At 69.6% G+C, this 24,899-nt stretch carries 23 protein-coding genes, 1 tRNA gene and 1 pseudogene; 7 read left to right on the forward strand and 18 right to left on the reverse strand.

Annotated features, from left to right (window positions below):
• Positions 1–60 precede the first annotated feature (60 nt).
• From QF037_RS20005 to QF037_RS20025, 4 genes are all read right to left on the reverse strand, one after another.
• Positions 61–390 carry a hypothetical protein gene (locus tag QF037_RS20005; RefSeq protein ID WP_307027130.1) on the reverse strand — a complete coding sequence of 110 codons (330 nt, stop codon included), beginning with the start codon at positions 388–390 and terminating at the stop codon, positions 61–63.
• 543 nt (positions 391–933) lie between these two features.
• On the reverse strand, positions 934–1,158 hold the full coding sequence (locus QF037_RS20010; protein WP_307027132.1) for a hypothetical protein: 225 nt from the start codon (positions 1,156–1,158) through the stop codon (positions 934–936).
• A 44-nt stretch (positions 1,159–1,202) separates the two neighbouring features.
• A complete protein-coding gene (locus tag QF037_RS20015; RefSeq protein ID WP_307027134.1) occupies positions 1,203–1,436 on the reverse strand; it encodes a hypothetical protein in 234 nt (77 codons plus the stop codon).
• 767 nt (positions 1,437–2,203) lie between these two features.
• A tRNA-Tyr gene (locus QF037_RS20025) sits at positions 2,204–2,285 on the reverse strand.
• Positions 2,286–2,520: 235 nt separating this feature from the next.
• Here QF037_RS20025 and QF037_RS20030 point away from each other — a divergent pair.
• Positions 2,521–3,009, forward strand: coding sequence for a YajQ family cyclic di-GMP-binding protein (locus QF037_RS20030; RefSeq protein ID WP_307027136.1), 489 nt, complete (start codon positions 2,521–2,523; stop codon positions 3,007–3,009).
• Between the two features lie 113 nt (positions 3,010–3,122).
• Here QF037_RS20030 and QF037_RS20035 read toward each other — a convergent pair whose 3' ends face one another.
• On the reverse strand, positions 3,123–3,389 hold the full coding sequence (locus QF037_RS20035; protein ID WP_307027138.1) for a GlsB/YeaQ/YmgE family stress response membrane protein: 267 nt from the start codon (positions 3,387–3,389) through the stop codon (positions 3,123–3,125).
• 190 nt (positions 3,390–3,579) lie between these two features.
• Here QF037_RS20035 and QF037_RS20040 point away from each other — a divergent pair, with 190 nt between their 5' ends.
• Positions 3,580–4,830, forward strand: coding sequence for an APC family permease (locus QF037_RS20040; RefSeq protein ID WP_307027140.1), 1,251 nt, complete (start codon positions 3,580–3,582; stop codon positions 4,828–4,830).
• A 330-nt stretch (positions 4,831–5,160) separates the two neighbouring features.
• Here the strand turns inward: QF037_RS20040 and QF037_RS20045 are convergent, their stop codons facing one another.
• The 12 genes and pseudogenes from QF037_RS20045 to QF037_RS20100 all read right to left on the reverse strand — a co-directional run bounded on the left by QF037_RS20045 (position 5,161) and on the right by QF037_RS20100 (position 17,513).
• On the reverse strand, positions 5,161–5,556 hold the full coding sequence (locus tag QF037_RS20045) for a YccF domain-containing protein (RefSeq protein ID WP_266823342.1): 396 nt from the start codon (positions 5,554–5,556) through the stop codon (positions 5,161–5,163).
• Entirely contained in the window at positions 5,553–6,416 is an 864-nt protein-coding gene (htpX, locus tag QF037_RS20050) for a zinc metalloprotease HtpX (protein WP_307027143.1), read from the reverse strand. Before htpX ends, QF037_RS20045 begins: the two co-directional genes overlap by 4 nt.
• Positions 6,417–6,601: 185 nt before the next feature.
• Positions 6,602–8,134, reverse strand: a complete 1,533-nt coding sequence (locus tag QF037_RS20055) for an NADH-quinone oxidoreductase subunit N (RefSeq protein WP_307027144.1) — start codon at positions 8,132–8,134, stop codon at positions 6,602–6,604.
• Positions 8,131–9,714 (reverse strand): complex I subunit 4 family protein, encoded by a 1,584-nt coding sequence (locus QF037_RS20060; RefSeq protein WP_307027146.1) that lies wholly within the window; start codon positions 9,712–9,714, stop codon positions 8,131–8,133. Before QF037_RS20060 ends, QF037_RS20055 begins: the two co-directional genes overlap by 4 nt.
• 6 nt (positions 9,715–9,720) lie before the next feature.
• Complete coding sequence (locus QF037_RS20065) at positions 9,721–11,715, reverse strand: NADH-quinone oxidoreductase subunit 5 family protein (protein WP_307027147.1); 1,995 nt, start codon at positions 11,713–11,715, stop codon at positions 9,721–9,723.
• Positions 11,712–12,095, reverse strand: coding sequence for an NADH-quinone oxidoreductase subunit NuoK (gene nuoK, locus QF037_RS20070; protein ID WP_307027149.1), 384 nt, complete (start codon positions 12,093–12,095; stop codon positions 11,712–11,714). Before nuoK ends, QF037_RS20065 begins: the two co-directional genes overlap by 4 nt.
• Positions 12,095–12,895 (reverse strand): NADH-quinone oxidoreductase subunit J family protein, encoded by an 801-nt coding sequence (locus QF037_RS20075; RefSeq protein ID WP_307027151.1) that lies wholly within the window; start codon positions 12,893–12,895, stop codon positions 12,095–12,097. Before QF037_RS20075 ends, nuoK begins: the two co-directional genes overlap by 1 nt.
• Positions 12,892–13,509: a NuoI/complex I 23 kDa subunit family protein gene (locus QF037_RS20080; protein WP_307027152.1), complete on the reverse strand. Its 618-nt coding sequence runs from the start codon at positions 13,507–13,509 to the stop codon at positions 12,892–12,894. The genes QF037_RS20075 and QF037_RS20080 overlap by 4 nt, the downstream gene beginning before the upstream one ends.
• Positions 13,509–14,477, reverse strand: a complete 969-nt coding sequence (locus QF037_RS20085; protein WP_307027154.1) for a complex I subunit 1/NuoH family protein — start codon at positions 14,475–14,477, stop codon at positions 13,509–13,511. Before QF037_RS20085 ends, QF037_RS20080 begins: the two co-directional genes overlap by 1 nt.
• Positions 14,474–16,306, reverse strand: coding sequence for an NADH-quinone oxidoreductase subunit C (locus tag QF037_RS20090; protein WP_307027156.1), 1,833 nt, complete (start codon positions 16,304–16,306; stop codon positions 14,474–14,476). Before QF037_RS20090 ends, QF037_RS20085 begins: the two co-directional genes overlap by 4 nt.
• Before the next feature lie 143 nt (positions 16,307–16,449).
• Positions 16,450–17,115 (reverse strand): annotated as a pseudogene (locus QF037_RS20095) (NADH-quinone oxidoreductase subunit B); the annotation flags it as partial.
• A complete protein-coding gene (locus tag QF037_RS20100; protein WP_307027159.1) occupies positions 17,106–17,513 on the reverse strand; it encodes an NADH-quinone oxidoreductase subunit A in 408 nt (135 codons plus the stop codon). The gene QF037_RS20100 and the pseudogene QF037_RS20095, both read right to left, overlap by 10 nt.
• A gap of 203 nt (positions 17,514–17,716) precedes the next feature.
• Between QF037_RS20100 and QF037_RS20105 the strand changes: the two genes are divergently transcribed.
• From QF037_RS20105 to QF037_RS20125, 5 genes are all read left to right on the forward strand, one after another.
• On the forward strand, positions 17,717–18,922 hold the full coding sequence (locus tag QF037_RS20105) for a sensor histidine kinase (RefSeq protein ID WP_307027161.1): 1,206 nt from the start codon (positions 17,717–17,719) through the stop codon (positions 18,920–18,922).
• Positions 18,923–19,051: 129 nt separating this feature from the next.
• Entirely contained in the window at positions 19,052–20,398 is a 1,347-nt protein-coding gene (locus tag QF037_RS20110; RefSeq protein ID WP_307027163.1) for a sensor histidine kinase, read from the forward strand.
• 316 nt (positions 20,399–20,714) lie between these two features.
• Positions 20,715–21,374 (forward strand): response regulator transcription factor, encoded by a 660-nt coding sequence (locus tag QF037_RS20115; RefSeq protein WP_307037267.1) that lies wholly within the window; start codon positions 20,715–20,717, stop codon positions 21,372–21,374.
• A 255-nt stretch (positions 21,375–21,629) separates the two neighbouring features.
• Positions 21,630–23,558 carry a 2-oxoacid:acceptor oxidoreductase subunit alpha gene (locus QF037_RS20120; RefSeq protein ID WP_307027165.1) on the forward strand — a complete coding sequence of 643 codons (1,929 nt, stop codon included), beginning with the start codon at positions 21,630–21,632 and terminating at the stop codon, positions 23,556–23,558.
• Positions 23,551–24,630 carry a 2-oxoacid:ferredoxin oxidoreductase subunit beta gene (locus QF037_RS20125; protein ID WP_307027167.1) on the forward strand — a complete coding sequence of 360 codons (1,080 nt, stop codon included), beginning with the start codon at positions 23,551–23,553 and terminating at the stop codon, positions 24,628–24,630. Before QF037_RS20120 ends, QF037_RS20125 begins: the two co-directional genes overlap by 8 nt.
• 55 nt (positions 24,631–24,685) lie before the next feature.
• Here the strand turns inward: QF037_RS20125 and QF037_RS20130 are convergent, their stop codons facing one another.
• Positions 24,686–24,874: a hypothetical protein gene (locus tag QF037_RS20130; RefSeq protein ID WP_307037269.1), complete on the reverse strand. Its 189-nt coding sequence runs from the start codon at positions 24,872–24,874 to the stop codon at positions 24,686–24,688.
• Between the last annotated feature and the right edge of the window lie 25 nt (positions 24,875–24,899).

The following is a 24,899-nucleotide window of genomic DNA, read 5'->3' on the forward strand; positions in this document are numbered from 1 at the left end:
GTGCACAGTGTCGTCGAGGCGATGGAGGCAATCAGCACCCCGCTGAAGCGGCTGCCGCGCTCAGGGCGAGGGCGTGAAGCCGGTGGAGAGGTCCAGGTGGAAGGGGGAGCCCGGAGCCGTGGGGGTCCAGCCCTCGCGAAGAGCACGCTGGATGGTCTGGGCAACGTCGGATGGCAGTACGGGCTTGGCTTCGCGCCCGAACCAGTTGCTCGGGTGCGGCTGGTCGGTGGTGACCACGAGCGTTGTCCCGGGGACGTCTGCGTGCTCGACCGCGAAGGTGCAGGGCGTCCGGGCAAGAGCCTGGAAGTAGGTCGGCCTGCGTCGCAACCGCCAGCGGTAAGCCGTACCGTCGACGACGATGCGTCGCGATCCCTTGCGGCCCAGTGCCATGGCTCCTCCTCGACTCCGAGAATGCTAGCCAGTCCGGCCCGCCCGGGCGTCTCAGTTTCCGTCTCATGCAGCCCCGTTCACGGCCGCTCATCGAGGACCGCACGCCGAGTTCGCCTCACGGGGCGACCGCCCATGAACCCAGATGACACAGCGGGAATGCGTGTGGGTCAGTCGCTGCATACTGCCTCGCCTGTTGGCCGCGGCCCGCGTATGGTCGCGCGTCGGGAGTGACTCGCTGAGGACGGCACGGGGGTTGTGCCGGAAACCGGGGGACCGCGAGCAGGAGACGCTATGTCGCCCGGGGCGTGCCGGGTGGTTACCGGATCTGGGACAACCGGGGACGTCGATGGTGGGGCGATTTCTACGAGTTGTGTCCTGACGACCTCGTGGCTGAGCTCAACGGCCAGGCGGACCAAGCACGGATCACCGCGCTGATGAAGCGGTACCGGGCGCAGAAGCGGTAGGTGGCTCCCACTCCGCCGGGTTGTCGGCTCCCGTCCGCTTGATTCGCCCTTCTTTTTGACGTGTGTTGCCATCGGCGTGTCAGCTGCTCGACTCCGGGCCCCAGCGCTCGGGCCCTGCTCCCCGCCAGTCGATCCACGGTGACTCGGCCACCTCTGCCGGGTCGATCTCCAACCCTGCTCGGCGGAGGAACTCCGCGATGTCGACCACGTTGTGAGCCAACCCGAGGATCTCGCCGTCCACGCGCACGCGCCGGCCGCCGGTGGGTGAGGGCGGATGCACAATCACGCGAATCGGTCCGGGCATACCTTCAGGATCATCCGAGTCCCGCGGGCCCGCATTCCAGGACGTCATTGATGAAGTCGCCCCTTCACGTCCCCGTCCGACCGTCCCAGTTCACGCAACTCACACCAACCCGCGGGGCCTTGACGCCGACGCTGCCAATAGCGATGGAAGAACAGCTGAGTCGACAACCGGTACAGGCTCCGGCGCAGCTCGGTACGGCCGGGCCGCTCGGCGAGCTGTCGATAGGTGGCACTCCACTCCTGCTGGGCCTGGACGAGGTCGTCTGGGAACGGTCGCATGACCAAATTCAATCATGTGTTCGATTTATTAGGCCAGCAAGGGGTCACATTCGGCGGCTCGGCGATGGCTCGGCGATGCGCCTGAGCGTGCGGTGTCGAGGATCGCCTGCATCGCCTCCCCACTGCTGCTGGCCCTACTCGCCGGCCACGGCCAACAGGCCGTCTGTGTTCCCGGCCGGACGGTCAACCGGATGACAGGGACCTACCGCGGTGAAGCCAAGACCGACCAAGGACGGGCCGGGCGGCACCATGGACGTGTCCGTGACCAAGAGCGGCACCATTTCCCTCGAAGCCTCGGGCAGCGGGTGAGTGGTGGGCCGGGGCGATCCTCGCGAAGGCCAGGACCACCATCAGCGTCAAGGCCGCGGGGTGTGTAACCGTCGCCACCGGACACGCGTACTCTCGCGACATCGGCAGAAGCAAGTACGGCCATCGGCAGTGCGGTTCGTGGGGCTACGAGACGACCTGGATGAGGTGGCGTTCCGGCGGCGGCACCCCCGCCCCGCCGACAGCCTTCGCCTCGATCACCGAAGCCAGGGATCGCAGCCGGCAGGCGATCAGTCAGCGCCCCCGCGTCGAGCACGACTACGTTGAGGCACTCCGGCGTGACCCGCATATGCCCGGAACCTCTGATCAGTCCCGGGATCCACGCGTCACAGCGTGAGACAAGTCACCCGGTTTCGATTTGCTTCGAAAGATCGCCCCGAAACATGAAGAGACCCCCTCCAAACCACGTTTCCGCAGTTGAGAGGGGGTCGTCCCCAGTGTGGCGGCGCCAGGATTCGAACCTGGGAAGGCTGAGCCGGCAGATTTACAGTCTGCTCCCTTTGGCCGCTCGGGCACACCGCCGGGGTTTGCTGCCCTTCGAACCGTCTTTCGGCGGTGCTCCGTGGCAACGACGTAAACAATACCCGATGTGGAGGGGTGCTTCGCCACCCGATTGATCAGCGCTCCGGGGGCGTGGGGTGGCTAGGCTTGTCCGGGTGCGGCCCGGGACTGTACCGGGCTCGGCGGCTGCCCCGCTACGCCGATACGCACCCGACACGCACTCCGATACGCACCCCGATACAAGGAGCCACAGGACATGGCCGACTCCAGTTTCGACATCGTCTCGAAGGTCGAGCGGCAGGAGGTCGACAACGCCCTCAACCAGACCGCCAAGGAGATCTCCCAGCGCTACGACTTCAAGGGCGTGGGCGCCTCGATCTCGTGGTCCGGCGAAAAGATCCTCATGGAGGCGAACTCCGAGGACCGGGTGAACGCTGTCCTCGACGTCTTCCAGTCCAAGCTGATCAAGCGCGGGATCTCGCTGAAGGCGCTGGACGCCGGTGAGCCGCAGCTGTCCGGCAAGGAGTACAAGATCTTCGCGTCGATCGAGGAGGGCATCTCCCAGGAGAACGCGAAGAAGGTGGCGAAGATCATCCGCGACGAGGGTCCGAAGGGTGTGAAGGCCCAGGTCCAGGGCGACGAGCTGCGTGTCAGCTCGAAGAGCCGTGACGACCTGCAGGCCATCATCTCCCTGCTGAAGGGCAAGGACCTCGACTTCGCCGTCCAGTTCGTGAACTACCGGTGAGCGACGCCTGATTCGGTCGCGCGTCGCGCAAGGAAGCATGTGGAACTACGAGAAAGGGTGGGCACCTCCCGGTGCCCACCCTTCTCGCCTGCTGGCTGCGGTTCGGGGGGTGCTCAGCTGCGCGAGTTGCCGAACAGGATGCGGTAGCCGATCAGGAGGACGAGTGAGCCTCCGATCGCGGCCGCCCAGGTGGTGCCGTCATAGAAGTTCTTGGTGACCGGGTGGTCCAGCCAGCGGGCCGATATCCAGCCGCCGATGAACGCACCCGTGATGCCGATGAGGGTCGTGCCGATGAAGCCGCCCGGGTCGCGGCCCGGCAGCAGGAACTTGGCGATGGCCCCGGCCAGAAGTCCCAGGATGATCCAACCGATGATGCTCATGCCCTGAACCTGCCCTTCCGTGCTGTGCCCGCACTGTCCCGGCGCTGTGATTCTGGTCCCGTCCGGCTGTGCGCTCACAGGGTGTGCGTGGTGCGTTCGTCGCCTGGCAGCGGCACTTGTTCGTGCCGTGTTACTGAACAGGACGTCACGGATGCACCAGGCGGTTGCGCTGATCAGTAGGGTGCGGCGCATGACACCCTCCAGTTCCCCCTCCGAGCTGCGACGCACCCTGGGCGTGGGGGACGCCGTGGTCATCGGGCTCGGCTCCATGGTCGGGGCCGGCATCTTCGCCGCCCTGGCACCCGCGGCCCGCGCAGCCGGATCCGGGCTGCTGCTCGGGCTCGCGGTCGCCGCCGTGGTCGCCTACTGCAACGCCACCTCGTCGGCACGGCTGGCCGCGCTCTATCCCGCCTCCGGCGGCACGTATGTGTACGGGCGCGAGCGGCTCGGTCCGTTCTGGGGTTATCTCGCGGGCTGGTCGTTCGTGGTCGGAAAGACGGCCTCCTGTGCGGCGATGGCGCTCACCGTGGGCGCGTACGTCTGGCCGGAGCAGGCGCACGCCGTGGCGGTCGCGGCCGTAGTGGCGCTGACCGCGGTGAATTACGGCGGGGTTCAGAAGTCCGCCTGGCTGACGCGGGGAATCGTGGCAGTCGTGCTGGCTGTCCTCGCTTCCGTGGTGGTCGTGTGTCTGGGATCCGGGGCGTCCGAGGCCGGGCGGCTGGACAGCGGGGCATCGGGCGGCCTGGGCGGAGTGCTGCAGGCCGCCGGTCTGTTGTTCTTCGCGTTCGCCGGGTACGCGCGGATCGCGACCCTCGGGGAAGAGGTACGGGATCCCGCGCGCACCATCCCGCGTGCGATCCCGCTGGCTCTGGGCATCGCATTGGGCGTGTACGCGTGTGTGGCGGTGGCCGTCCTTTCTGTGCTGGGAGCGGAGGAACTGGGTCAGGCGGGCGCACCGCTGGCCGACGCGGTCCGTGCCGCAGGCGTGCCGGGGCTGGTGCCGGTTGTGCGGGTGGGTGCTGCTGTAGCTGCGCTGGGCTCGTTGCTCGCGCTGATCCTCGGTGTCTCTCGGACGACGCTGGCCATGGCCCGCGACCGTCATCTGCCCGGCGCGCTGGCGGAAGTGCACCCGCGATTCCAGGTGCCGCACCGGGCGGAGCTGGCCGTGGGCGCGGTGGTCGCGATTCTTGCCGCCACGGTGGATGTGCGGGGCGCGATCGGGTTCTCCTCCTTCGGTGTGCTGGCGTACTACGCGGTGGCCAACGCCTCGGCCTGGACGCTCGGTTCCGCTCCGACGGCACGGGTGGTGCCGGCGGTGGGGCTCCTCGGGTGCGTGGTGCTGGCGTTCGCGCTGCCGGGGGTTTCGGTGGCCGTGGGTGCGGGTGTGCTGGTGGTGGGTGTGGTGGCGTACGGCGTACGGCGGTGGATGGCGGCGCGGTGAAGCGGCGTACGCCGACGCACGAGGCGACCGTCCTTGCCGGACAGCACTTGGCGCCTACGTACGCCAAGTGCCCGTCAGGCCGCGTGTATACGGATGGCGGGCGCAGCGAGCTGCTGGGCGGATATGCCCGCACGGCAAACGCCGGTGTGGTGATGGGACTCGTGGGAAGTGCGGGCCCACGGGCGGGCGTTACTCATCCCGGCATTCCCCTGTGCCCGCAACTGCTCGTTCGCGGTCATGGGTTCATGATGCGGGCCGCCACTGACATTCGGGCGGCCCTGTGGACAACCGTCGGGCTGTGGAAAACCCTGTGCCGCATCGGCACTCGGCCTACCAGCGTGAGGAGAACGGCTGGTCGGTCGACACGATCTCGCGGCCCAGCGGAAGCAGCGAGACCGGGATCAGCTTGAAGTTGGCGATGCCGAACGGGATACCGATGATCGTGACGCACAGCGCGATGCCGGTGACGATGTGGGCCAGGGCCAGCCACCAGCCCGCGAGGACCAGCCACAGGACGTTGCCGACGCAGGAGGGGGCGCCGGCGTCACGGCGTTCGACCGTCGTGTACCCGAAGGGCCACAGGGCGTAGACACCGATTCGGAAAGCGGCAATGCCGAAGGGGATGCCGATGATCGTGATGCAGAGCAGCACACCGGCGAGCAGATAGCCGAGGAACAGCCAGAAGCCGCTCAGGACGAGCCATATGACGTTCAGGATGGTTTTCACTGGTGGCGACCTGCCATCTTCTCAAGGCGGGCAATGCGGTCCGCCATCGGCGGGTGCGTGGAGAACATCTTCGGGAATCCCTGGCCCGGACGGAAGGGGTTCGCGATCATCATGTGGCTCGCGGTCTCGATACGCGGCTCCGGGGGCAACGGAAGCTGCTTGGTGCCCATCTCGAGCTTGCGCAGCGCGCTGGCCAGGGCCAGGGGGTCGCCGGTCAGCTGGGCGCCGGACGCGTCGGCCTCGTACTCCCGGGAGCGGCTGATGGCCAGTTGGATGAGGCTCGCGGCGAGCGGGCCCAGGATCATGATGAGCAGCATGCCGAGGATGCCGGGGCCGTCGTCGTCGTTGGAGCGGCCGATGGGGATCAGCCAGGCGAAGTTGACCAGGAACATGATCACGGAGGCGAGGGCTCCGGCCACGGAAGAGATCAGGATGTCGCGGTTGTAGACATGGCTGAGCTCGTGGCCGATGACACCGCGCAGTTCGCGCTCGTCGAGGATGCGCAGGATGCCGTCCGTGCAGCAGACTGCGGCGTTGCGCGGGTTGCGGCCCGTCGCGAAGGCGTTCGGGGCTTCCGTCGGGGAGATGTACAGGCGCGGCATGGGTTGGCGGGCCTGGGTGGAGAGTTCACGGACCATGCGGTAGAGCGCAGGGGCCTCGAACTCGCTGACCGGGCGGGCGCGCATCGCGCGTAGCGCCAGCTTGTCGCTGTTCCAGTACGCGTACGCGTTGGTCCCCAGGGCGATCAGGACCGCGACCACGAGCCCCATACGGCCGAAGAAACTGCCGATGACGATGATGAGTGCGGACAGTCCCCCGAGGAGTACTGCGGTCCTGAGCCCGTTGTGCCGGCGGTGCACGGTACGCCCTCCAAGTCGTGCAGCAGGGGAACCCTTTGCGTGCTGATCTGCGGTCCTTCTGGTGTCACCACCAGTGGACCCTCCTGTTCTTGTCAACGCCAGGCGAGAGCAGCTAGTTCCCTTGTGCGTACGGAGGCGGACGTGGGCCGTCCGGGTGAGGGCTCGGAAGTTGTCCGGCCGTGGGCTCAGAAGAGGCCGGTGTCGGTGAAGCGCAGGATCAGCTGGGGCGCGCCCGACAGGGCGATTCCGAGGACGCCGGTGAGGGCGATGGCCGCGGTGAGCGGGGCCGGGATCCGGTGCCGTGCGGGTTCGCCTTCTGGGGCGCGGAACAGCAGGGCCGTCCACTGGAGGTAGTAGAACAGCGCGATCACGACGTTGGCGGCCATGACCACGGCGAGCCAGCCGAGGCCCGCGTCGACGGCCGCGGAGAAGACGGTGACCTTCGCGAAGAGGCCGATGATGCCCGGCGGCAGTCCGGCGAGGCAGAGCAGGAAGAAGGCCAGGAGGAGGGCGGCCAGGGGGTTCGAGGCGTACAGGCCGCGGTAGTCGGTGAGGCGGTTGAGGGCTCTCGTACGGCCGACCAGGGCCGCCACCGCGAAGGCACCGAGGTTCACGGCGGCGTACATGAGGGCGTAGGCGACGGTGGAGCCGACGGAGCGTTCGGCGTCGTCGGAGTACGCGGCGGCGGCGATCGGCACGAGGAGGTAGCCGGCCTGGCCGACGGAGGACCAGGCGAGCAGCCGTACGGCGCTGTACGCACGCGTGGCCTGCTGTCGGAGGGCGCCGACGTTACCGACGGTCATGGTGAGGGCGGCCAGTGCCGCGAGCGCCGGGCCCCAGACGTCGGCGTACGACGGGAGGGCGACGACCGTGACGAGGATCAGGCCTGAGAAGCCGACCGCCTTGCCGACGACCGACAAGTAGGCGGCGATGGGGAGCGGCGCCCCTACGTAGGTGTCCGGGACCCAGAAGTGGAAGGGGACGGCGGCCGTCTTGAAGGCGAAGCCGACGAGGGTGAGGACGACGCCGGTCTGGGCGAGGGTGTGAAGCTGGCCGTCGACGTTCTGGATGCGGTCGGCGATCTGGGTCAGGTAGAGGGTGCCGGTGGAGGCGTACACGAAGCTGATGCCCATGAGGCTGACCGCGGTCGCGGTGACCGAGGACAGGAAGAACTTCAGGGCCGCTTCGGAGGACTTGCGGTCGCCGTGGCGCAGGCCGACGAGGGCGAAGGCCGGCAGGGAGGCGACCTCCAGGGCGACGATCAGGGTCGCCAGGTCGCGCGAGGCGGGCAGGAGGGCGGCACCGGCGGCGGAGGAGAGCAGCAGGAACCAGTACTCCCCTTCGGGGAGTCCTTTGTCGGCGTCCTTGAGGGCGGTGACGGACAGGAGCGCTGTCAGCAACGCTCCCCCGAGCACCAGGAGCTGCAGGACGAGGGTGAAGCGGTCCGCGGTGTAGCTGCAGACGTCGGGAGCGCCGGTCAGGCAGAAGGTGGCGCGGTCGCCGTCCAGGAGGGGCAGCAGCATCGCCGTGGAGGCGGCGAGACCCGCGACGGACAGCCAGCCGAGCAGCGCCTTCTTGTGGTCGCCGATGAAGAGGTCCGCGACGAGGGCGACGAGGCCGACGACCGCCGCGATGGTGGGCGGTGCGATGGCGAGCCAGTCGACGGACTGGACGAGGTTCGCGGCCATCGGCTGGGCCATGGAGGCCAGGGAGCTCATCGGGTGCCTCCTGCGAGCAGCTGCTGTACGGCCGGGTCGGTCAGACCGAGGAGGGCCTTCGGCCATAGGCCGGCCACGACGGTGAGGGCGACGAGCGGCGTCCAGGCCGCGAACTCGTACGTGTGGACGTCGGCGAGTTTCGGGGCGTCCGGCGGTACGGCGCCCATGCAGACGCGGCGGACCACGACGAGGAGGTAGGCGGCCGTGAGGAGGGTGCCGAAGGCCGCGATCGCCATGAACGTGAGGAACGCCGGGCGGCTGAGGCCCTCTGCGGGGTCGAACGCACCGAACAGCGCCAGCATCTCGCCCCAGAACCCGGCGAGGCCCGGCAGTCCGAGGGAGGCGACCGCGGCGAACGCGAGCAGGCCGCCGAGGCGCGGGGCCTTGCCGTACAGCGCGGCGCCGGTCTGCTCGGCGAGGGCGTCGAGGTCGGTGCTGCCCGTACGGTCCTTCAGCGCGCCGACCAGGAAGAACAGGAGGCCGGTGATGAGGCCGTGGGCGATGTTGGCGAACAGGGCGCCGTTCACACCGGTCGGGGTCATCGTGGCGATGCCGAGCAGGACGAAGCCCATGTGGCCGACGGACGAGTAGGCGATGAGGCGCTTGAGGTCGCCCTTCGCGCCCTGCTTGGCGAGGGCGAGGCAGGCCAGGGATCCGTAGATGATGCCGACGACGGCGAAGGCTGCGAGGTAGGGCGCGAAGTCGCGGAAACCGTCCGGCGCGACGGGGAGGAGGATCCGGACGAACCCGTACGTACCCATCTTCAGCATGACGCCGGCCAGCAGGACCGAGCCGACGGTCGGCGCGGCGGTGTGGGCGTCGGGCAGCCAGCTGTGCAGGGGCCACATCGGGGTCTTCACCGCGAGCCCGATCCCGATCGCCAGAACCGCGATGACCTGCACGGATGAGGTGAGGGACCGGCCGTTGTCAGTGGCGAGTGCCACCATGTCGAATGTGCCCGCCTTGATCCCGATCAGGAGCAGGCCGAGCAGCATGACGACCGAACCGAGCAGCGTGTAGAGGATGAACCGCCAGGCGGCCTGGGTCCTGCCCTCGCCGCCCCAGCGGGCGATGAGGAAGTACATCGGGATGAGCACCATCTCGAACGCGAGGAAGAACAGCAGCAGATCGAGGACGGCGAAGGTCGCGAGCGTGCCGGACTCGAGGACGAGCAGCATCGCGACGAAGGCCTTCGGGGTCGGGCCCGCGGGCATCTTGAAGTACGAGTAGAGCGCGCAGAGGAAGGTCAGCAGCGCGGTCAGGACCAGAAGGGGGAGGGAGATGCCGTCGATGCCGAGGTGGATCCGCACGTCGAGTGCGGGGATCCAGCTGATGTCGGTCGTAGCCTGCATCTGCTGTGCCTTGACCGGGGTGTCGTGGTCGAAGCCGAGCGCGAGGACGATCGCGGCGATGAGAACCACGCCGGTCACGGTCACGCCGTGCCGCAGCACCGCCTGTTCGGGCGACTTCCCCTTCAGTCCCGGCGGGGCCGGCAGGAGAGCGGCGACCGCGCCGAGGAGCGGGCCGACGACGAGGAATGCCAGAAGGAACTGCATCACGGACTCGTTGATATCGATCACGCCTGCTCACGCTCCCGTGGCGACGAGGACGGCGGCGACCACCAGGACGACGGTGCCGGCGAGCAGCGCGCTCACATAGGTCTGCACATTTCCTGTCTGGGCACGCCGTACGACCGTGCCCAGCAGACGGGGTAGAGCGCCCGCGCCTCGTACGTAGGTCTCGACGACCTCGCGGTCGAGGAATCGGACGAGGGTGGCACCGGCCTGGACCGGGCGGACGAAGAGGGTCGAGTACACGGCGTCGAGGTGGAAGCCGACTGCCGCGTGCCGGTGCAGCGGGCCGAGCAGGAGGCGGCCCGGGTCCGAGGGGTCGGGTGCGTAGGCCACGTCTCCGTACGCGGGCTCGTGGCTGGCGATGGCCTCGGCCTCGACGAGTCCGGCGTCACCGTCCGGATGGGCGGCGACCGCACCCAGCGGGACGCGGGCGGCGAACGCGGTGGTGCGCCGCCAGGCGGCGTAGGTCACGATGCCGCCGACCAGGGCGACTCCGGTGCCGACGACGGACGTGGTGAGGGTCGGGGCGAGGGCGTTGCCGTCGAACCAGTCCGGGAGCACGCGGTAGGCGAGTGCGCCGACGGCGAGGGACGGGATCGCGAGAACCCACAGGACCGTGGTCATGGTGAGCGGCTGGCGGCCGTGGTCGGGGGCCTCCGCACCCCGGCCGTGGAAGGCCAGCAGCCACAGACGCGTCGCGTACGCCGCGGTGAGCAGGGCCGTGAGCAGACCGGCGACGAGGACGAGCCAGCCGGCGGCGCCGGGGACGTGCTCGGTGTGGCCGGTGGCGACGTGCTCGGCGGCGCCGAGGACGGACTCCTTGGAGAAGAAGCCGCTGAAGGGCGGGATCGCGGCGAGCGCGAGGAGCGCCACGGTCATCGTCCAGAAGGCGTCCGGCACGCGGTCGCGGAGGTGGCCCATGCGGGACATGGCGGCCAGCGAGTTGGTGCCGGCGGCGTGGATGACCACGCCGGCCGCGAGGAACAGCAGCGCTTTGAAGGCGCCGTGCGACAGGAGGTGGAAGACGGCGGCACCGCGGTCGCCGACGGCGAGGGCGCCGGTCATGTAGCCGAGTTGGCCGATCGTCGAGTAGGCGAGGACGCGCTTGATGTCGTCCTGGGCGAGTGCGGCGAGCGCCGAGCCGACCATCGTGACGGCGGCCATCACGGCGAGGACCGTCATTGCGGCCCGCGAGGCCTCGAAGACCGGGAGGAGACGGGCGATGAAGTAGACACCGGCGGCGACCATGGTCGCGGCGTGGATGAGCGCGGAGACGGGCGTCGGGCCCGCCATCGCGTCCGGGAGCCAGGTGTGCAGCGGGAACTGCGCCGACTTTCCGGCCACGCCCGCCAGGAGCAGCAGGGCGATCAGGGTCGGGTGGTCGAGCCCGTCGTGCGCGACGGCGCCGAGGACCTTCGTGATGCGGAAGGAGCCGGCGTCGGTGGCGAGCGCGAACAGGCCGATGAGGAACGGGACATCGCCGAGCTTGGTGACCAGGAAGGCCTTGATGGAGGCGGCGCGGGCCTCCGGGGTCTCCCAGTAGTGGCCGACCAGGAAGTACGAGCAGATGCCCATGATCTCCCAGCCCACCAGCAGCACCATCAGGTCGCCGGAGTAGACGACGAGGAGCATCGCGGCGGTGAAGAGGGAGACGAGGGCGGCGTAGGAGGGGTAGCGCGGGTCGTCGCGCAGGTAGCCCGTCGAGTAGATCTGCACGCAGGTGGCGACGAGGCCGACGAGCACGGCGACCAGGGCGGCGAAGCCGTCGATGTGCAGGGCGAGTTCGATGGGGATCGAGCCGGTGGGCGTGAGCTCGGTGGCGGCGTTCACGGCCTCGTCGCCGCCCTGGCGTACGGCGACCACGGCGGCCAGTACGAGGGAGGTGAGCGCCGGCAGGACGGCGAGCGGACGGACGAAGCCGGGGGCCGTACGGCCCAGGAGCAGGCCGGCGGCCGCGCCCAGGAACGGAAGGAGGGGGACGAGGACGGCGAGGGTGGTGGTGGTCACGCGGTGGCCTCAGCCTTCTCGGCCGCGGGGGTGTCGGAGTCGTCGGCGTGGTCGGGCTCGTGGCCCTCGGCGGTGTCGCGGAGTCTGTCGATGTCCGAGGTGCCGCGGTTGCGGTGCACGGCGAGGACGATCGCCAGTCCGATGCCGATCTCGGCGGCGGCGATGGCGATGGTGAACAGGGTCAGGGCCTGGCCGGAGTGGAGGGTCTCCTCGGCGGTCCTGCTGAGCCAGACGTCGAAGGCGACCAGGTTGAGGTTGACGGCGTTGAGCATCAGCTCGACCGACATCAGGACCAGGATCGCGTTGCGGCGCGCGAGGACGCCGTACAGGCCGGTGCAGAACAGGAGGGCGGAGAGTACGGCGGGATAGGCGAGGTGCATCAGCGGGCGCCTTCCTGCTCGGCCGGGGTGCCGGGCTCGGCCGGAGTGGTGTGCTCGGCGGGGGCGCTGGGCTCGGGCGGTTCGGTTCGCTCGACCGGCCTGTTTCGCCCGATCGGGTGATTACGGGAATTCGGTGCGGATGGGGAACTACCGGTCGTGGTCCGGGAGTTCACAGGGGGAGAGCTCGACTCCGCCTTCGCCTTGCGGGACAGGACGATCGCGCCGACCAGTGCGGCGAGGAGGAGGACGGAGAGGGCCTCGAAGGGGAGGACCCAGTTCTGGAAGAGGCTCGCTCCGGTGGCCTCGGTGGAGCCGGCGGCGGGGCCGTCCAGGTCGATCCAGGTCGCGCGGAAAGCGTCGACGACGACCCACACCAGGGCGGCGGCCGAGGCGCCAGCGACTGTGAGGGCCGCCCAGCGGTTGCCGGAGTCGGCGTCCGGGGAGCGGCCGATGGGCGCCTTGGTGAGCATCAGACCGAAGAGGAGGAGTACGACAACGGAACCCACGTAGATGAGGACCTGCACCCAGGCGATGAACTCCGCGGTGAGCAGGAGGTATTCGACGGCGAGACCGCCGAGGGTCACCACCAGCCACAGGGCGGCGTGCACCAGCTGCCGGGTGGTGACGGTGACGAGGGCGGCCCCGAAGGTGACCAGGCCGACGAGGAGGAAGGCGATCTCGACGCCGGTCGGCGAGAGGAACCCGTGGGTTTCGGTGGCGGCGGCGATGACAGTGGCGTGAGCTTTGGCCGGCGTCGCGTGCGCCGTGGTGGCCGTGGCGAGGGCTGCGGCGAGGGTCATGACGCACCTCCCTCGGGTGCGGTCGGCCCGGTCGACGGCCCGGACCGGGGCTCGGTCGGTTCGGCCTGGGCCGTTGCCAGTTTCTCGGCGGTCTTGCGGGCGGCCGCGATCTCCTTCGGCTCCTCAGCCGCGGGGTCGAGGGCCGGCGGGGCCGGGACGGTCCACATCCACTCGCGGAGCTTGTCGCGTTCATGTGTGAGTTCGCGGATGTCGGTCTCGGCGTACTCGAACTCCGGGGACCAGAACAGGGCGTCGAAAGGACAGACCTCGATGCAGATACCGCAGTACATGCACAGGGAGAAGTCGATGGCGAAGCGGTCGAGGACGTTGCGGCTGCGCTCACGGCCGCCGGGGGCGGCAGCCGGGACCGTCTCCTTGTGGGAGTCGATGTAGATGCACCAGTCCGGGCACTCCCGGGCGCAGAGCATGCAGACCGTGCAGTTCTCCTCGAACAGGCCGATGACACCGCGGGTGCGGGGCGGGAGGTCGGGCTGAACGTCGGGGTACTGCTCGGTGACGGTCTTCTTCGTCATCGTCCGGAGGGTGACGGCCAGGCCCTTGGCGAGGCCGGCGCCGGGAAACCGGGACCGGGTGGGCGGGAGCGACTCGGCCATCAGGAGATCACCACCTTGACGATGCCGGTGAGGGCGATCTGAGCGAGGGAGAGGGGGACGAGGAGGGTCCAGGCGAGCTTCTGGAGCTGGTCCTCGCGCAGGCGGGGATAGGTCACACGCAGCCAGATGACGAGGAAGGCGAGGAGCGCGGCCTTCAGCAGGGTCCAGACCCAGCCCAGGCCGTCGGCGCCCCACGGACCGTGCCAGCCGCCCAGGAAGAGGACGGTGGTCAGGCCGCAGAGGACGACGATCCCGGCGTACTCGGCGAGGAGGAACAGAGCGAAGCGGAGGCCGGTGTACTCGGTGTACGCGCCGAAGATGATCTCTGAGTCGGCGACCGGCATGTCGAAGGGCGGGCGCTGAAGTTCGGCGAGGCCGGCGACGAAGAAGACGATCGCGCCGACGATCTGCCACGGCAGCCACCACCACTCGAAGGCGTCGACGATGCCGGGGAGGGAGACCGTGCCGGCCGCCATGGCGACGGAGGCGGCGGTCAGGAGCATCGGCAGTTCGTAGGCGAGGAGTTGGGCGGCGGTGCGGAGACCGCCGAGGAGGGAGAACTTGTTGGCGCTGGCCCAGCCGGCCATGAGTGAGCCGAGGACGCCTACGCCCATGACGGCCAGGACGAAGAAGACGCCGGCGTCGACGACCTCGCCGACCGCGCCCTCGCCGGGGCCGATGGGGATGGCGAGGAGGACCAGGAGGTAGGGCAGGAGGGCGACTGCGGGGGCGAGTTGGAAGATACGGCGGTCCGCGCCCGCGGGTACGACGTCTTCCTTCTGTACGAACTTGACGCCGTCCGCGACGAGTTGGGCCCAGCCGTGGAAACCGCCGGCATACATGGGGCCGAGGCGGCCCTGCATGTGAGCCATGACCTTGTGTTCGGTCTGGCCGACGATCAGGGGGAAGGTGAGGAAGACGACGAAGACGATCAGGAGTCGCAGGGCGACGTCGAGAGCGTCGTTCACTGCGGGCCTCCTGCGGGGTTCTCGGGAGTTGCGGGGTTTTCGCGAGGTGCGGGGTCTTCGGGCGCTTCGGGGGCTTCGGGCTTTACGGAGGTTCCCGGGGGTTCTTCGGGGGCGGGGGTGGAGTCGGCCTCGGGGGCCGGAGCCGGGGCGGGATCGGGGGTGGGGGCCACGGTGGGCGGGGCCTCCGGCTCAGCCTTCGACTCCGGGTGCGGCTTGGCCACCGGCCCCGGCTCAGAGGGCTCCGGCCCCGGCTCAGAATCCACCTCGGCCTCCGGCTCCGACTCGGGCGTCGGCCGCGGCTGAGTCACTGGCTCGGCCTCCCGGTGCAGCCCGACCTGTGGGCGCGGTTCGGCCTCTGGTCGAGGCTGCGGCTCCGTGCGCGGTTCCAGCCCGGTGGAGGGTTCGGGCGCAGTGGACGGTTCGGGCCCAGTGCGCGGTTCGGTCTCCCGCTGGAACTGGGTTCCGGGCTCGGGTCGGGTCTCGGGCTCCGGGAGGGGTGTGGCCTCGGGCTTTTGGTCGGTTGCCGGCTCGTCGAAGGCCGGGCGGGCGTGGTGCCACGGGGCGTCGGGGCTGCGGGGGGCCGTGGCGGGCTTCGGGGGTGTGGCCTCGGCGCTCGGGGTGTCCTGGGTCGGGGCGGGCGATGACGGGGCGTCGGGTGTGGTCCGTTGGGTCGCGGAGCCGTCTGAGTCGCTGCGGGATCGGCGTGGGCCGGAGGGGGCGGTGGCCGGTCCGGGGCGCTGGGACGCCGAGCCCGAGCTCGCGCTTCGCGCACGACGCGGTCCGGTCGGCGTGCCGGTGCCCGACGGAGCGTCGTCGGTGCCCGGTGCCGGAGGCTCGGGGGTCGCGGCGGTCTGGCCTGCGGAACCCTCCGCGGCAGTACGAGCGCGACGCGGCCCGGCCGCCGTGCCCGAAGGGGCGGACGTCTCCGACTGGCTTGCCGAGCCTTCAGCTGCCGTTGCCCCGGCCTGACTCGCCGAGTCCTCGGCCGGCGTACCGGCACCGCGTGGCCCAGTCGTCGGCGTGCCCGCAGACGAGGGGGTCTCCGTCTGGCTCGCTGAGCCCTCCGCCGCAGTGCGGGCACGGCGGGGCGCGGCAGCCGGAGTCGCGGCCCCCTCCGCCTGACTCGCCGAACCCGCAGCCGCGGTGCGAGCGCGACGTACGGGGCGTTCGCCGGCCGCTCGGGCCGGGCGTTCTCCCGCTGCCCCGGTTCCCGTCGCTCGGGCTCCGGAGGCTCGGGCGGGGCGGGTCGGGGCTGGGGGGAGCTGGCCTTTCAGGGGGCCCCATTCGTTCGGGTCGGGGACGCCTGGGGGGAGCATCTGGCGGCGTTTGGGGCCGCCGTGGTCGGACTCGCCCGGCTCCTTGGCGCCGGGCCAGGCCTTGGCGACCCGGGCTGCCAGGACGAAGTCCTTGCGCAGGGGGTGGCCCTCGAAGTTCTCGGGGAGGAGGAGGTGGTCCAGGGCGGGGTGACCCTCGAAGACGACACCGAACATTTCGTGCGTCTCGCGTTCGTGCCAGGCCGCGCCCGCGAACACGTCCACGGCGCTGGGCAGGGTCGGTGACTCGTGCGGGACGGTGGTGCGCAGCAGCAGGCGGCGTACCGGTGAGAGGGCCGCGAGGTGTACGGCGACGCGGAAGCCCGTGCCCGGCTCGTCGACCGCGCTCAGCCAGTCGAAGTAGGTGCAGCCCAGTTCGTCGCGTGCCGTCTCCAGCGCCGTGATCCAGGACGTCGGCGGCACGTCCACCGTCAGGACCTCGTACGACTCCTCGGCCGTGGCCTCCGCGCCGAAGAGTTCCTCGGCGGGGGCGGGCAGCCAGCCGACCGCGGTCATCGTTCCTCCCGGGACGCCGGGCCGTCGGACGAACCGGAAGCCGAGCCCGAGGCGGGGCCGGAAGCCGAGCCCGAGGCGGGGCCGGAAGCCGAGCCCGAGGCGGGATCAGAAGACGTACCTGAAGCGAGGCCCGAAGCCGACTCCGAACCCGAACCGTCGCCCGGAGGCGACCCGGCCGCCGAGCCCGAAGCCCCGTCCGAATCCGATCCGGTCGGCACTCCCGAAGTCGCCGCCGGCCCCCGTACCAACCCGCTCTGCAGCGCCGCCGTCGACGCCCGCCCCCCGGTCACCCCGTACCGCTCCCCCAGCGACTCTCGGGCGATCTTCTCCTGGAGTTTGAGGATGCCCTGGAGGAGGGCTTCGGGGCGGGGTGGGCAGCCGGGGACGTAGACGTCGACCGGGATGATCTGGTCGACGCCCTTCGTCACGGAGTACGAGTCCCAGTAGGGGCCGCCGCAGTTGGAGCAGGCGCCGAAGGAGATGACGTACTTGGGCTCGGGCATCTGCTCGTAGAGGCGTTTGACCGCCGGGGCCATCTTGTCGGTGACCGTGCCGGAGACGACCATGAGGTCGGCCTGGCGGGGGCCCGGTGCGAAGGGGATCACTCCGAGGCGGATGAAGTCGTGGCGGGCCATCGACGCGGCGATGAACTCGATCGCGCAGCAGGCGAGGCCGAAGTTGAAGACCCAGAGCGAGTAGCGGCGGCCCCAGTTGAGGACCACCTTCATCGGCTCGGGAGCGAGGCGGGCCAGGGCGCCCAGCCGTTTCGGCTCGGGGAGCAGCACCGGTTCCGAGGGGGTCACGTCCATGTCAGGACGCCCTTCTTGTATGCGTACAGCAGACCCACGGCCAGGAAGCCGAGGAAGATGAACATCTCTACGAGCGTGGCCGCGCCATAGCCGGGGGCGGCGAAGACCGTGGCCCACGGGAACAGGAAGATCGAGTCGACGGCGAAGATGACGTAGAGGAAGGCGTAGACGTAGTAGCGGACCTGGGTGTGTGCCCAGCCCTCGCCGACGGGGTCGACGCCGCACTCGTACGTCAGGAGCTTCTCGGGGGTCGGGACGACGGGGCGCAGCAGGCGGGCCGCGCCGAAGGCCACGGCGACGAACAGCACGCCGACGACGGCGAGCAGTCCGACGACCGAGTACGACTGGAAGTAGTCCGCCGCAACGACGACGGTCGACCCGACGGTCTGTTCCGGCACGTCCGACCCCTCGCTCCCTGTGAACACACCGAAGATGCTGGACACCCGCTGTTCGACGATCTGTACGCACGGGAGTCTAGGGCCTGCTAATGGGACCGTAAGCAGCCCGTCACGGCTGAACCCGCCGGGGTGGGGTTTTCCCCAGGGGATCGCGGCGGCTCGCCTCATGGCGCCGCGGCGCGCCGCGCGGCACGCTAGCCCATATGACCGAACGCCCCAGATACTCACCCGAACGGAAAGCCGAGGCCACCGCGCCGCTTCCGCCGGTCCGGTTCGCCTACGACGCGCACACCTGGAAGGAGATCACGCATCTCCTCGTCAACCTTCCGGTGGCGTTGATCGGGTTCGTCTATGTGACGACAGTGCTGTTCACCGGCTTCATGCTGACGGTGACCGTGATCGGGTTCCCCGTGCTCGCGGCGGGGCTGATGGGTGCGCGGAAGCTGGGCGCGATGGAGCGGGCGCGGGCCCGGAAGCTGCTCGGGGTGCGGATCGACGAGCCGAGTCCGCTGCCGTTGAAGAGCAGCAACTCGGGCTTCTTCCAGCAGCTGTGGATGATGCTGAAGGATCCGGTGGGCTGGCGCACGATCCTGTACGACTTCATCCGGCTTCCCTGGGGCATCCTCACCTTCACCATCACGCTGACCTCGCTGTTCGTGCTGTGGCCGGTGCTGCCGTTCATCGCGCGTGGCCTCACCAACGCCGACCGGGCGATGGTGCGCGGGCTGCTGTCGCCCTCCGACGAGTTGGAACGGCGGATCGCCGAACTGGAGTCGGGCCGGGGGGTCGTGGTGGACGCGGCCGCGTCCGATCTGCGGCGGATCGAGCGCGATCTGCACGACGGGGCACAGGCCCGGCTGGTCAATCTGGCGATGGGGCTCGGTCTGGCGAAGGAGAAGCTGCTGGAGGACCCCGAGTACGCGGCGGCGATGGTCTCGGAGGCGCACGGCGAGGTGAAGCTCGCGCTCCAGGAGCTGCGGGATCTGGCGCGGGGCATCCATCCCGCCGTACTCACCGACCGCGGGCTCGATGCCGCCCTGTCCTCCGTCGCCTCGCGCTGCACGGTGCCGGTGAAGGTGACGGCCGATCTGAACGCCAGACCGGCCGCGGCCATCGAGGGCATCGCCTACTTCACGGTGTCCGAGCTGCTGCAGAACGTCAGCAAGCACAGCGGGGCGAGGACCGCGTCCGTGGACGTGTGGCGCACGGAGGACCGGCTGCTCATCCAGGTGTGGGACGACGGCCGCGGCGGCGCCCGCCTCGACGGCGGCACCGGTATGCAGGGCCTCGCGGAACGTCTCGACGCCGTCGACGGCCTGTTCGTCATCGACTCCCCGCCGGGCGGTCCTACGACGGTGACGGCGGAGCTGCCGTGGCGGGACCGGTCGTTCGACGCGGGCCGTAGGTAGGGAAAACCCCCCTCCCAAGACGCCGACGGACTCCATGGTCCGCCGACCTGCGGCGCAGCAGGGTGGAGGTACGACAGCGAGACCGCACTCCAGACACCCCGGGCGGGGGACGAGAGAAGGACGACGCCGATGGCCACGGACTACGGACAGAGCTACGGGTTCCTCGACGAGGAGACGCGGCGGCGCCGGCTGCCGACGGGGCTGCGGGCGCCGTTCGAGGGGCGGACCTGGCGGGAGTTCGGATATGTGCTGCTGGGCCTGCCGATCAGCATCGTGCTGTTCACGTACGCCGTCACGATGGTGGCCATCGGCGCCGGGCTGCTGGTGACGTTCCTCGGGATCCCGGTCCTGGCGGCGGGGCTGGCCGGGTGCCGGGGGTTCGGGGCGCTGGAGCGGGCGCGGGCGCGGGGGCTGCTGGAGCTCGATGTCGCCGATCCGGAGCCGCTCAGGATGCGGGGGAACGGGTTTCTGGCGTGGATGGGGGCCGTGCTGAAGAGCGGCACGTCCTGGCGGACGCTGCTGTACTCGGTGATCCATCTGCCGTGGGCGGTGTTCTCGTTCGTCGTCGCCGTGAACTTCTGGGTGTACGGATGGGCGCTGCTGACGTATCCGCTGTGGTTCTGGCTCTTCCCGGTGTACGGCGGCCAGGACGGGCTTGAGCTGTACGGCGACCAGACCCACCACATCTATCTCGACAACCCGTTCGAGATCGCGGTGACCGCGCTGGTGGGGCTGTTGTTCACGCTGGCCACGCCGTGGATCGTGCGGGCGCTGACGATGGTGGACCGGGTGATGGTGCACGGGCTGCTCGGGCCGTCCCGGCTGGCCACGCGGGTGGTGGAGCTGGAGTCCGACCGGGGGGTCGTGGTGGATACGGCGGCGGCGGATCTGCGGCGGATCGAGCGCGATCTGCACGACGGGGCGCAGGCCCGGCTCGTCGCGCTGGCGATGGATCTGGGGCTGGCGAAGGAGAAGCTCACGGAGGATCCGCAGGCCGCGGCTCGGATGGTGGACGAGGCGCACGGCGAGGTGAAGACGGCCCTGCAGGAGCTCCGGGACCTGGCGCGCGGGATTCATCCGGCGGTGCTGACGGATCGCGGGCTGGACGCGGCGTTGTCCTCGGTGGCTTCCCGGTGCACGGTGCCGGTGCAGGTGGAGGTGGATCTTCCGGCGCGGCCGGCGCCGGCGATCGAGGGGATCGCGTACTTCACGGTGTCGGAGCTGCTGCAGAACATCAGCAAGCATTCGCGGGCGACGTGGGCGGCCGTGGATGTGTGGCGGGTGGAGAACCGGCTGATGCTCCAGGTCGTGGACAACGGGGTGGGGGGCGCCGACGCTGCCGCGGGGTCCGGGCTCGGTGGGCTGGCGGAGCGGCTGGGTGCGGTGGACGGGATTCTGGTGGTGGATTCGCCGGTGGGCGGGCCCACGCGGGTCACGGCGGAGCTGCCTTGGCGGGGGGAGCGGGCGTTGGGGTGAGCGGGCGCCCAGGTGAGGGCGGCGGGGGTTTTCGCCTCCGCCGCCCTCACCCGTTCCCGTCCCCAGGGGCTGCCGCCGCTCCCCCAGAGGGGGCAGCCCCAGACGGGCTGAAAGCTACGGGCCCCGTCGACATCGGCACCGGATGATCGACAACAGGCCTGGCCGGAGGCCGAAACCAGCCGTGCCGTGCACGTATTCCCCTTGATTCCCGCCGCCCCGGCGCACCAGGGTGCGAATGCTGGAATGCTGGACTTCGTCCGTCGGGGAGTCGGGCACCGGGGCGGGCTGTGGGGGGACGAGGATCGTGGAGGACAGGGTGCGGGTGGTCATCGCCGAGGATTCGGTTCTGCTCAGGGAAGGGCTGACCCGGCTGTTGACCGACCGTGGGCACGACGTCGTCGCCGGCGTCGGCGACGGTGAGGCACTGGTCAAGACCATTACCGAGCTGGACGCACAGGGGGAGCTGCCCGATGTCGTCGTCGCCGATGTGCGGATGCCGCCGACGCACACCGACGAAGGGGTGCGGGCCGCCGTACAGCTGCGGAAGGCTCATCCCGGACTCGGGGTCCTGGTGCTGTCGCAGTACGTGGAGGAGCGGTACGCGACGGAACTGCTCGCCGGTTCCAGTACCGGCGTCGGCTATCTCCTCAAGGACCGGGTAGCCGAGGTTCGTGAGTTCGTGGATGCGGTGGTACGGGTCGCCGGGGGCGGTACGGCGCTGGACCCCGAGGTCGTCGCGCAGCTGCTGGGCCGCAGCCGCAAGCAGGACGTGCTCGCGGGACTCACCCCGCGGGAGCGGGAGGTGCTGGGGCTGATGGCCGAGGGCCGGACGAACTCGGCGATCGCACGCCAGCTCGTGGTGAGCGACGGCGCCGTCGAGAAGCACGTCAGCAACATCTTTCTGAAGCTGGGCCTCTCCCCGAGTGACGGGGATCACCGACGGGTTCTTGCGGTCCTCACCTATCTGAACTCCTGACGCTCTGACACCGTGTGAGCCATATGGGTGACACCCGATCAGCGGGTCCAGAACCGAACGTCAGCGGGGAGCGTCTTGTAGGGAAGCGCCGGGGGGCGAGTAAATCATGACAAGTCAGGGCGGCGAACCGTCTCAAAATCGTGTCCATCATGCGATTGGCCACAGGAAGGCGACCCTTACGGACGTAGGGTTGATCCAGGGCGGGCCTGCGGGAGTGCCTGTCCCGGACAGCTGCCTCGAAGGAGGTCCAGTTCAGTGACCAGCCAGGTCAGTAGCCCAGCGGAGCAGGCCGACGAAGCCGTCGTGGGAGAGCAGCGCAAACCGGCAGGGACCAAGGACGTCCGCCGGCTGGACCGGGTGATCATCCGCTTCGCGGGCGATTCGGGCGACGGTATGCAGCTCACCGGTGACCGTTTCACCTCCGAGACAGCGACCTTCGGCAACGATCTGTCCACACTGCCGAACTTCCCCGCCGAGATCCGGGCACCCGCCGGAACCCTGCCGGGTGTGTCGAGCTTCCAGCTGCACTTCGCCGACCACGACATCCTGACCCCGGGCGACGCACCGAACGTGCTGGTCGCGATGAACCCGGCCGCCCTCAAAGCCAACATCGGCGACCTGCCACGCGGCGCCGAGATCATCGTCAACACCGACGAGTTCACCAAACGGGCCATGCAGAAGGTCGGCTACGCGGCCTCGCCGCTGGAAGACGGCTCCCTGGACGGCTACAGCCTCCACCCGGTGCCGCTGACCACGCTGACCGTCGAGGCCCTCAAGGAATTCGACCTCAGCCGCAAAGAGGCCGAACGCAGCAAGAACATGTTCGCGCTCGGCCTCCTTTCCTGGATGTACCACCGGCCGACCGCGGGCACCGAACGCTTCCTGAAGACCAAGTTCGCCAAGAAACCCGAGATCATGAAGGCGAACCTGGCCGCCTTCCACGCCGGCTGGAACTTCGGCGAGACCACCGAGGACTTCGCCGTCTCCTACGAAGTCGCACCCGCCGCCACCGCCTTCCCCACCGGCACCTACCGCAACATCTCCGGGAACCTGGCCCTGTCCTACGGACTGATCACCGCGTCCCGCCAGGCGGACCTGCCGCTGTTCCTGGGCTCGTACCCGATCACACCGGCGTCCGACATCCTGCACGAGCTGAGCCGTCACAAGAACTTCGGTGTCCGCACCTTCCAGGCCGAGGACGAGATCGCCGGCATCGGGGCGGCGCTGGGCGCGGCCTTCGGCGGCAGTCTCGCCGTGACCACCACCTCCGGCCCGGGTGTCGCCCTGAAGTCGGAGACGATCGGTCTGGCGGTGTCGCTGGAGCTGCCGCTGCTGGTGATCGACATCCAGCGCGGCGGGCCCTCCACCGGCCTGCCGACCAAGACCGAACAAGCGGACCTGCTCCAGGCGATGTTCGGCCGCAACGGCGAAGCGCCGGTACCGGTGATCGCGCCGAAGACGCCCGCGGACTGCTTCGACGCGGCGCTGGAGGCGGCCCGGATCGCACTGACGTACCGCACGCCAGTGATGCTCCTGTCGGACGGCTATCTGGCCAACGGCTCCGAGCCCTGGCGGATCCCGGAGGTCGACGAACTCCCCGACCTGACGGTGCAGTTCACCCAGGGGCCGAACCACACCCTGGACGACGGCACCGAGGTCTTCTGGCCGTACAAGCGCGATCCTCAGACCCTGGCCCGCCCGTGGGCGATCCCGGGCACGCCGGGCCTTGAGCACCGTATCGGCGGCATCGAGAAGCAGGACGGCACCGGCAACATCTCCTACGACCCCGCCAACCACGACTTCATGGTCCGCACCCGCCAGGCCAAGATCGACGGCATCGACGTACCGGATCTGGAGGTCGACGACCCGCACGAGGCACGCACCCTCGTCCTGGGCTGGGGCTCGACCTACGGACCTATCACGGCGGCGGTACGGCGACTGCGGACCGCCGGGGAGTCCATCGCGCAGGCGCACCTACGCCACCTCAACCCGTTCCCGCGGAACCTCGGCACGGTGGTGAAGCGTTACGACAAGCTGGTGATCCCCGAGATGAACCTCGGGCAACTCGCCACGCTGATCCGGGCGAAGTACCTGGTCGACGCCCACTCGTACAACCAGGTGAACGGCATGCCGTTCAAGGCCGAGCAGCTCGCCACGGCTCTCAAGGAGGCCATCGATGGCTGAGACGTCCACGGAAGGCACGGGCACGATCGAGGCACTCTCCCTCGTCCCCAAGGCCGAGGCCAAGCAGTCCATGAAGGACTTCAAGTCCGATCAGGAAGTGCGCTGGTGCCCCGGCTGCGGTGACTACGCGATCCTCGCCGCGGTCCAGGGCTTCATGCCGGAACTAGGCCTGGCGAAGGAGAACATCGTCTTCGTCTCCGGCATCGGCTGCTCGTCCCGCTTCCCGTACTACATGGACACGTACGGCATGCACTCGATCCACGGCCGCGCGCCGGCGATCGCGACCGGACTCGCCACGTCCAGGCGGGACTTGAGCGTGTGGGTGGTGACGGGCGACGGGGACGCGCTGTCGATCGGCGGAAACCACCTCATCCACGCCCTGCGCCGCAACGTCAACCTCAAGATCCTGCTGTTCAACAACCGGATCTACGGCCTGACCAAGGGCCAGTACTCCCCCACCTCCGAGGTCGGCAAGATCACGAAGTCGACGCCGATGGGTTCCCTCGACGCCCCCTTCAACCCGGTGTCACTGGCCATCGGCGCGGAAGCATCCTTCGTGGCGCGCACGGTCGACTCCGACCGCAAACACCTCACCGAGGTCCTGCGCCAGGCCGCCGCCCACCCCGGCACGGCCCTCGTCGAGATCTACCAGAACTGCAACATCTTCAACGACGGCGCCTTCGAAGTCCTCAAGGACAGGCAGCAGGCCGAGGAAGCGGTCATCCGCCTCGAACACGGGCAGCCCATCCGCTTCGGCGCCGACGGCTCGCGCGGCGTGGTCCGGGACGTGGCGACGGGTGACCTGAAGGTCGTCACGGTCACGCCGGAGAACGAGTCCCAGGTCCTGGTGCACGACGCCCACTCCACGTCCCCGACCACCGCCTTCGCCCTCTCCCGCCTCGCCGACCCGGACACCCTCCACCACACCCCGATCGGTGTCCTCCGCTCCGTCGAACGCCCCGTCTACGACACGCAGATGGCCGACCAGCTGGACGCGGCGATCGAACAGAACGGCAAGGGCGACCTGGCGGCGCTGCTCGCGGGCGGCGACACCTGGACGGTCGTCGGCTGAAGGTCTGCGAACATGCGGAGGGCCCGGATGCGGTACGGCATCCGGGCCCTCGGCGTCAGGCGTCGGGGATGTCTCTCTTGGCGCGGAGGAGGGTGTCTCGCGTGATGACGACGATGCGTTCGTAGTCGGCGCGGGCGGCGTCCGCCGGCAGCTGCGCATCCAGTTCTTCGGTGCGATCCGTACCGATGACCGCGAAGCTGCCGTCACTCAGCTCGAAGAGATCGGGGCAGGTCTCGCCGCGCATGCTGCCACGTTGCTGAGTCGGATCG

The organism is Streptomyces canus (genome assembly GCF_030815415.1).
Lineage (GTDB): Bacteria > Actinomycetota > Actinomycetes > Streptomycetales > Streptomycetaceae > Streptomyces > Streptomyces canus_F.